The following is a 7343-nucleotide window of genomic DNA, read 5'->3' as shown; positions in this document are numbered from 1 at the left end:
CACCAGTCCGGAGGCCGAGGGTGGCGAGTCGGCCCTGGGCAAGTACTCCATTGACCTGACCGAGCGTGCCCGCGAGGGCAAGCTGGATCCGGTGATCGGCCGGGACCAGGAGATCCGCCGGGTGGTGCAGGTGCTGGCCCGCCGCACCAAGAACAACCCGGTGCTGATCGGCGAGCCCGGCGTCGGCAAGACCGCCGTCGTCGAGGGCCTGGCGCAGCGCGTGGTGGCCGGCGACGTGCCCGACTCCCTCAAGGGCCGTCGTGTCGTCAGCCTGGACCTGTCGAGCATGGTCGCGGGCGCGAAGTACCGCGGCGAGTTCGAGGAACGGCTGAAGGCCGTGTTGAAGGAGATCCAGGAGTCCGAGGGTCAGATCATCACCTTCATTGACGAGCTGCACACCGTCGTCGGCGCCGGTGCCGGCGGCGAGGGTGCGATGGATGCGGGTAACATGCTCAAGCCCATGCTGGCCCGCGGTGAGCTGCGCATGATCGGTGCCACCACGCTCGACGAGTACCGCGAGCACATTGAGAAGGACCCGGCCCTGGAGCGGCGCTTCCAGCAGGTCTACGTGGGTGAGCCGACAGTCGAGGACACCATCGCGATCCTGCGCGGTCTGCGCGAGCGCTACGAGGCCCATCACAAGGTGCGGATCACCGACGGCGCCCTGGTGGCCGCCGCCAGCCTGTCCCACCGCTACATCACCAACCGGCAGCTGCCGGACAAGGCCATCGACCTGATTGACGAGGCCGCCAGTCGGCTGCGGATGGAGATCGACTCCTCCCCGGAGGAGATCGACGTGCTGCGCCGTCAGGTGGACCGGATGAAGATGGAGCAGTTCGCGATCAGCAAGGAGTCCGACGCCGCCTCGAAGGCCCGTCTGGAGCGCCTGGAGAAGGAGCTGGCCGACGCCGAGGAGAAGCTGCGTCGCCTGGAGGCGCGCTGGGAGGCCGAGAAGGCTGGCCTGAACCGGATCGGTGAGCTGAAGACCCAGATCGACCAGCTGCGCATCGAGGCCGACAAGGCCCAGCGTGCCGGCGACCTGGCCGCGGCCGCCGAGATCGCCTACGGCCGCATCCCGGCCCTGGAGAAGGAGCTGGAGCAGGCCAAGCAGGCCGAGGACCAGGAGAAGGCGGAACGGATGGTGGCCGACGAGGTCACCGCCACCGACATCGCCGAGGTGGTCAGCGCCTGGACCGGTATCCCCGTCGGCAAGATGCTGCAGGGCGAGTCCGACAAGCTGCTCCACATGGAAGAGCACATCGGCAAGCGATTGATCGGCCAGAAGAAGGCCGTCACGGCCGTCGCCGATGCCGTGCGGCGCAGCCGTGCCGGGATCAGTGACCCGAACCGCCCCACCGGCAGCTTCCTCTTCCTCGGCCCCACCGGCGTCGGCAAGACCGAGCTGGCCAAGTCCTTGGCCGACTTCCTGTTCGACGACGAGACGGCCATGATCCGCATCGACATGAGCGAGTACTCCGAGAAGCACTCGGTCAGCCGCCTGGTGGGTGCGCCTCCCGGCTATGTCGGTTACGAGGAGGGCGGCCAGCTCACCGAGGCCGTGCGTCGACGTCCCTACTCGGTGGTGCTGCTGGACGAGGTGGAGAAGGCGCACCCGGACCTGTTCAACATCCTGCTGCAGGTGCTCGACGACGGCCGCCTGACCGACGGGCAGGGCCGTACGGTGGACTTCCGCAACACCATCCTGATCCTCACCAGCAACCTGGGAAGCCAGTTCCTCGCGGACACGAGCCTGGATGCCGAGGCCAAGCATGAGGCTGTGATGGGTGTGGTGCGGCAGGCCTTCCGTCCGGAATTCCTGAACCGGCTGGACGAGATCGTGATGTTCGACCCGCTGACGCTGGAGGACCTCACCCACATCGTCGACACGAACCTCGACAAGATCAACGCTCGGCTCGCGGAGCGTCGCATCGTGATCGACGTCACCGACGAGGGCAAGGAATGGCTGGCCCGCAACGGCTTCGATCCGGTCTACGGCGCCCGCCCGCTGCGCCGCCTGGTGCAGTCCACCATCGAGGACCAGCTCGCCCGCAAGCTGCTCGCCGGCGAGATCGCCGACGGGGCCGTGGTCACCTTCGATGTCGATCCCGACACCGACGAACTGCGCATCGTCTGACCCGACCAACAGGCCGGGGCTCCCACCAGGGGAGTCCCGGCCTGCTTCATGTGTGCGTGAGGTCAGGCGGTGTGGGTGGTGTCCTGGGTGACGGCACGCAGCGCCCGTCGTAGCTGGTCGACGCTGATCGTGCGGTCGGAGGAGTAGAGCGAGGTGTCGTCGCTGACGCGGCGAACGGTGACCTGGGTGCGCTGCACCTCCAGCACATGGGTGACGCCCCGGGCGGCCAGCTCCAGCGAGGAGAGCTCGGCCTCGCCCAGGTCGACGGCCACGACCCGGTCGTCACGGGTAAGGACGATGCCGTTGACGGCGCGCACCAGGCCCAGGATTGGGCCGGCGTCGAGGCTGCCGTGGCCGGTGGACGACAGGCTGAAGCCCTCCAGCGTGGCGGCCTGCTCCAGGTAGGCGCGGGCTCGGTCGCGGAAGTCGAGGGCGTCGCTGGCCAGTTCGCGCATCTCGTCGGACCCGTCGGTGGCGATCTCCTCGAGCTGCTCGGCCGTCATCTCGTCGAGGATGGCCTGCACCTCCAGGCGTTGCTCGGTGGTGAACTTGGCTCCGTTACCGGCAACGTTCACCTCGTCCGGCATGCGTCCGTACATCGCCAACAGGTAGCCAGCGGCGCTCAGTGCGACGAATGCGACGGTGCCGATGCCGTCGCGGCCCTTGACCCACTCCAGCGCGGCGGCGAAGGCCAACGGGACGGTGGAGGCGGCCACCAGCAGCAGCCTGCGTCGCATCGACCAGCCGGGCCGGGGCTGGGACGTCAGGGCGGTCACTGGAGGATCAAGGTGGCTGGGCATGCTTCGAGGCTACCGGGCTCTGACGCAAGAGATCGGGATCACCTCGCCAGGAGGTGGGGCTCGAGCTCCAACCGCACCTGGCCAGTCGACTGGTGCGTCAGGCCGCCGGGTAGAGCTTCCCGGGCTTCGTGGAGCCCAGCAGCTGGCTGACCGTGACCAGCGTGTAGCCCTGCTTCTGCAGCGTGTCCATGGTGGGAGCGGCCGCATCCACGGTCCACAGGTGGATGTCGTGCATCAGCAGGATGGAGTTCCGGCTGGCGCGCTGCACCGTGAGCTTCGTGATGACCGCCGCCGTGTTGTGGCCGGCCACCCAGTCCTCCGGTGAGTTGTTCCCACACCACGACGGCCAGCCCGTTGGCGCCGACGACCTTGTCCGTGCGCTGCGTGCGGGCGGCATAGGGCGGACGCATCAGCGTCGGCTTCTGGCCGGTGATCTTCTGCAGGGCCGCATTGGTGCGCCTGACCTCCCACGCCACCTTCGCGTCCGGCAGGTCGCTGGTCGGCTTGTGGTCATAGGTGTGGTTGGCGATCTCGAAACCCTGCGCATGCTTAGTGGTGGCCGGGATGTTCGTCGACAGGTGAGGTCAGTCCAGGTGCGGCTCGACCCAGCGCCGCAGGGCCCCCAACGACATGGCACCGGCCTGTCGGGCCACCACCTGGCCATCCCGCAGCAGTACCAGCGTCGGGATCGACTGGACGCCGAAGGAGGCCTGCGTGGCCGGCGACTCGTCGACGTTGACCTTCACCAGCTTGAGACGGCCGGCGTACTGCGCGGCGAGCCTCTCCAGCACCGGCGAGTACTGCTTGCACGGGCCGCACCACGGCGCCCACAGGTCCACCAGGACCAGCAGCTTCGACGAGTCACTGACAGCGGCGAAGTCGGCGTCGTGGGCGTCGGCGATCCAGGGCAATGGCGCGTGGCAGGTGGCGCACTGCGGCACCCCGGCAGCCACCGCGGGGACCCGGTTGCGGGTGTTGCAGGCAGGACAGGTGGTGATGTGGGCGTCCATGGTTCCTCCACAGGTCAGGGGTTCATCGCTTCTCCAGGGGCGGCCACACCCGTGGCCAACCCGACACGTCCAGCGTGCCCCCGCACGGGTGGTTGATGCAGCAGTGGAGCTGGTGGATGGGCGGGCGTCCACGCCGAGATGGGGGCCAGACCCCACACCGCCGGCCATCCGACGCGCCGCGGTTCAGACCGCCGCAGGGCTCGACTGGTGCGGGGTCAAGTCCCATGGGGTGCTTCCTCAGGCTTCGGGGCGGAGGCGGATCAGGGCTTGCGCTGCTGCGAGCCAGTCCTGAGATGGTGTCGGTTCCTGCAGCCTCTGCAGGGCTTGCTGAGATTCGTGGCGCTCATTGTCGCCAGCCGGGTCGAAGACCTGGTACCGCTCCAGGAGCCAGCGGCACTGGGCCTGCTGGCCCATGATCTCGTCGACCCGCTCGCCGCAACCGCGGATGCACCGCGCGTCTTCCAACATGCGCCACGTCTGCAGGAGCTGCTTCTTGACGTAGGTGAAGCGCGTGCGGCAGCTGGTCGAGCAGAAGCGGGGTGGCCGACCCGAGAGCTGGGCGTCCTACCTGGCACGTATGGCCGCCGTGTTCAGGTGCCCGCTGTCGATCCTGGAACGTCAGCTCACCGTGAAAGCCCACGCGGTGACCATCACCCCCACCGCGGCCCAGACAGCCGCGGCGCGGTTGAACATCACCGCGCACCAGGTGCATGCCATGCACCTGCAGTCGCTGGACGGAATCGCCTTCGACCTGGGCGCCTGCCTCGCGAGCGGTGTCGTGACCAAACGGCCCTGGATGTGGCTGCGCCGGCCCCGAAGCTGCCCCCACTGCACCGAGGAAGGCCGAAGCGAACCGCTCATCTGGCGACTGCCTGGATCACCACCTGTGAGTGGCACGAGACCTACCTGGCCGACTGGAACAACAAGGCCGTCCCCGGCGCGGTGCGCACCAGATCGTCGGTGCGCACCGAACACTTCACCCGCCTGCTCACCGGCGAGCAAGTGAGGATCATGGGGCACGAGCTCGCCGGCAACGAGGCGCTCGACCTGTGGCGGGCCGGCATCGCCCTCGCCCAAGCCGCGCGGCAACTGGAAGGCAGCAACTGGCGATCCGGCAACTGTCGCGAAGCCGACGACGGCCTCGACATTGTCCAGCCCTTCGTCCTGGCCCGCGACGAACGCGACGCCGGCGAGCTCGTGCATTTGTGGTGCCAAGCTGTCGGGATCAGCGGCCCGTACCGCAGTGCCTTCGAACGGATTCGCCACCCCGTCGTCCGGCGGGTGCTTGCCCTGCAGAGCGGGTGTTAGGAGCATCTTGGTTCCTCGGTCCGCTTCTCGTCCTGCCGTCACCTCCCCAAGTGGGCGCTGGCTAAGGCCGTTCCTCGGGTTCTGCCTCTGCTGCGTCCACCCGCTGAACCTGCCGTCTACACCTCGAAGGCCTACGCCAAACTCTGCAAGGGTCTCGGGGTGACCCAGTCGATGGGGGCCGTGGGGACGAGCTCCGACAACAGTCTGGCCGAGTCGTTCAACGCCACCCTCCAACGCGAACTCCTCGCCGCGCAGGCCACGTTCGCTGGGCCGCAGTTGTGTCGCCGTCAGGTCTTTCGCTGGGTCACCCGCTACAACACCCGCCGTCGCCATTCTTGGTGCGGCTACCTGTCCCCGAACACTTACGAGGCCCTCCGGGCCGCTACGCTGCCAACCGCAGCGTAATCAACCACCACCGTGTCCACGATCCGGGGTGAAGGCCCGGGTCCGTGAACGGGCCTTCCAGAGCCTGAAGTACGAGCGTCTCTACCGCGAACAGATCGACGATGCTCTCGACCTCGTCCGAGAGGCCGATGCCTACCGGGCTGAGTTCAACACCATCCGACCCCACGAGCCCTTGGCCTGGAACCGGCCCTCACAGGTCCACTGCGGCCTGGCCGATCCCGCGATCCCCACCTTTCCCGAGCCCGAAATCCTGCCAACTACTTGACGCGGGACACATCTGCTCAAGGTGAAGACTGCTTCGGGCGCGACTGCGGTGCATATCGTGGACAAGGCTGGTGGTGTTCGCCGGATCGTGGAGCATCTCGGCTGCGCCCATGACGAGGCCGAACTGGCCGCGCTGATGACCGCCGGCCGGGCGAAACTGACCGCTCCAGACCAAGTGATGCTGGACTTCGGCGGCCCTACAGCCATGCAATCAGCGGTGGTCACGGGCAGCCGACCAGCGGTACTGGTCGAGGCGATCCAGACGGCATGGTCCGCGCTGGGCTTCGAGCAGGTCCGTGATGAGGCCTTCTTCCAGCTCGTGCTGGCCAGGATCGTCGAGCCGATCTCGATGCTGGACAGGGCCCGGGTCCTGGCTGACCTGGGCATCACGCCGGTGCACCGCTCCACGATGCACCGGTGTTTGCGACGGATCGCGGAGCGAGGCTATCGCGACCAGCTGGCCACCGCCTGCTACCAGCACGCCGCCCAGCATGGGGATGCAGCCTTGGCGCTCTACGACGTCACGACCCTGTACTTCGAGGCCGAAGACGAGGACGAGTTGCGCCAGGTCGGGTACTCGAAAGAGTGCCGGGCCGATCCGCAGATCCTCGTCGGCCTGCTCGTCGACCGGCAGGGCTTTCCGCTGGAGATCGGCTCCTGGGAACCGAACTTGGCCGAAACCCAGACCATCATCCCCACCCTCGAAGCCTTCCAGGCCCGCCATCACCTGGCCGATGTGATCGTGGTCGCCGATGCTGGGATGCTGTCATCGGCCAATCTGAAGGCCTTGGACGAGGCCCGGCTGCGGTTCATCGTCGGTCACGGCCGGTCAAGGGCGAGCTGCCGACAATCACCGTGACGGCCCGTCCCCCCCCTCGTTGGGGGCAGGCCGTCGCCCGACCTGGGGCCGGGCTGTTCAGTCGTCGAGCTCGGCCAGCGCCGGAGCCAGCTGATCGAGTGGGCGGGGCTGGCGCGGTTCGGGGCGCATGGGGCTCCGGTGCCACTCCCCCGGCTTGCCGTCGGGGAGCACGGTGACCAGGTCGAGGTTCCACCAGGGACCCAGCGGATGCTCGTCCTCCAGCTCCACCAGGGCCTGCTTGATGTCCATCGCCAGCCCGTTGACCACCAGCACGGCGCCATCGTCGTCGCGTTCCAGCCACCACACGGGCCAGTCGTGGGCCTGGCAGAGGCCCTGCACCTCGTCGACGGCCTCGGCCAGCAGCCGGGCGTGCCGCTCGGCGTCATGGTCGCCCTCGACGACCACCGCCACGGCGTGCAGGTCGTGCTCGGTGGCCAGGTCCAGGGCCAGGCGTCGGGTGTCCACGTGTCCTCCTCGGTCGAAGACCTCCAGCCTGCCATGTCGGCTGGGGACCTGCGGCCCGACGGCAGAGCGGCTTCGGCCCCGATCCCCAGCTGGGGACC

General features: G+C 68.2%; 9 protein-coding genes and 2 pseudogenes. 5 read left to right on the top strand and 6 right to left on the bottom strand.

Translation table 11 applies throughout. The features are described 5' to 3' along the window. Positions 1 to 2134, top strand: a 2134-nt coding sequence (locus ACHFFZ_RS10305) for an ATP-dependent Clp protease ATP-binding subunit (RefSeq protein WP_394276536.1), incomplete at its 5' end; no start/stop codon positions are given. A 62-nt stretch (positions 2135 to 2196) separates the two neighbouring features. On the opposite strand, the gene ACHFFZ_RS10300 is transcribed toward ACHFFZ_RS10305, so the two are convergent. The 5 genes and pseudogenes from ACHFFZ_RS10300 to ACHFFZ_RS10280 all read right to left on the bottom strand — a co-directional run bounded on the left by ACHFFZ_RS10300 (position 2197) and on the right by ACHFFZ_RS10280 (position 4412). Beyond that, entirely contained in the window at positions 2197 to 2934 is a 738-nt protein-coding gene (locus ACHFFZ_RS10300; protein ID WP_394276535.1) for a hypothetical protein, read from the bottom strand. A gap of 97 nt (positions 2935 to 3031) precedes the next feature. Further along, positions 3032 to 3244, bottom strand: coding sequence for a hypothetical protein (locus ACHFFZ_RS10295; protein WP_394276534.1), 213 nt, complete (start codon positions 3242 to 3244; stop codon positions 3032 to 3034). 43 nt (positions 3245 to 3287) lie between these two features. Next, positions 3288 to 3500: pseudogene (locus ACHFFZ_RS10290) on the bottom strand (polysaccharide deacetylase family protein); the annotation flags it as partial. A gap of 18 nt (positions 3501 to 3518) precedes the next feature. Further along, positions 3519 to 3944 carry a thioredoxin gene (gene trxA / locus ACHFFZ_RS10285; RefSeq protein WP_394276533.1) on the bottom strand — a complete coding sequence of 142 codons (426 nt, stop codon included), beginning with the start codon at positions 3942 to 3944 and terminating at the stop codon, positions 3519 to 3521. A gap of 237 nt (positions 3945 to 4181) precedes the next feature. Then, on the bottom strand, positions 4182 to 4412 hold the full coding sequence (locus ACHFFZ_RS10280; protein WP_394276532.1) for a hypothetical protein: 231 nt from the start codon (positions 4410 to 4412) through the stop codon (positions 4182 to 4184). A gap of 492 nt (positions 4413 to 4904) precedes the next feature. Between ACHFFZ_RS10280 and ACHFFZ_RS10275 the strand changes: the two genes are divergently transcribed. The 4 genes and pseudogenes from ACHFFZ_RS10275 to ACHFFZ_RS10260 all read left to right on the top strand — a co-directional run bounded on the left by ACHFFZ_RS10275 (position 4905) and on the right by ACHFFZ_RS10260 (position 6780). Next, a complete protein-coding gene (locus ACHFFZ_RS10275; RefSeq protein WP_394276531.1) occupies positions 4905 to 5252 on the top strand; it encodes a hypothetical protein in 348 nt (115 codons plus the stop codon). A 111-nt stretch (positions 5253 to 5363) separates the two neighbouring features. Continuing rightward, a pseudogene (locus tag ACHFFZ_RS10270) lies at positions 5364 to 5657 on the top strand (integrase core domain-containing protein); the annotation flags it as partial. A gap of 28 nt (positions 5658 to 5685) precedes the next feature. Then, positions 5686 to 5922, top strand: a complete 237-nt coding sequence (locus tag ACHFFZ_RS10265; protein WP_394276530.1) for a hypothetical protein — start codon at positions 5686 to 5688, stop codon at positions 5920 to 5922. Positions 5923 to 5979: 57 nt separating this feature from the next. After that, complete coding sequence (locus tag ACHFFZ_RS10260; RefSeq protein ID WP_394276529.1) at positions 5980 to 6780, top strand: IS1634 family transposase; 801 nt, start codon at positions 5980 to 5982, stop codon at positions 6778 to 6780. A gap of 57 nt (positions 6781 to 6837) precedes the next feature. On the opposite strand, the gene ACHFFZ_RS10255 is transcribed toward ACHFFZ_RS10260, so the two are convergent. Beyond that, complete coding sequence (locus ACHFFZ_RS10255; RefSeq protein ID WP_394276528.1) at positions 6838 to 7245, bottom strand: citrate lyase holo-[acyl-carrier protein] synthase; 408 nt, start codon at positions 7243 to 7245, stop codon at positions 6838 to 6840. Positions 7246 to 7343: the final 98 nt, after the last annotated feature.

This window comes from Luteococcus sp., assembly GCF_043424415.1.
GTDB lineage: Bacteria > Actinomycetota > Actinomycetes > Propionibacteriales > Propionibacteriaceae > Luteococcus.
Note: the sequence above shows the minus strand (reverse complement) of the source record. Positions and strands in the feature narration are given on the sequence as shown.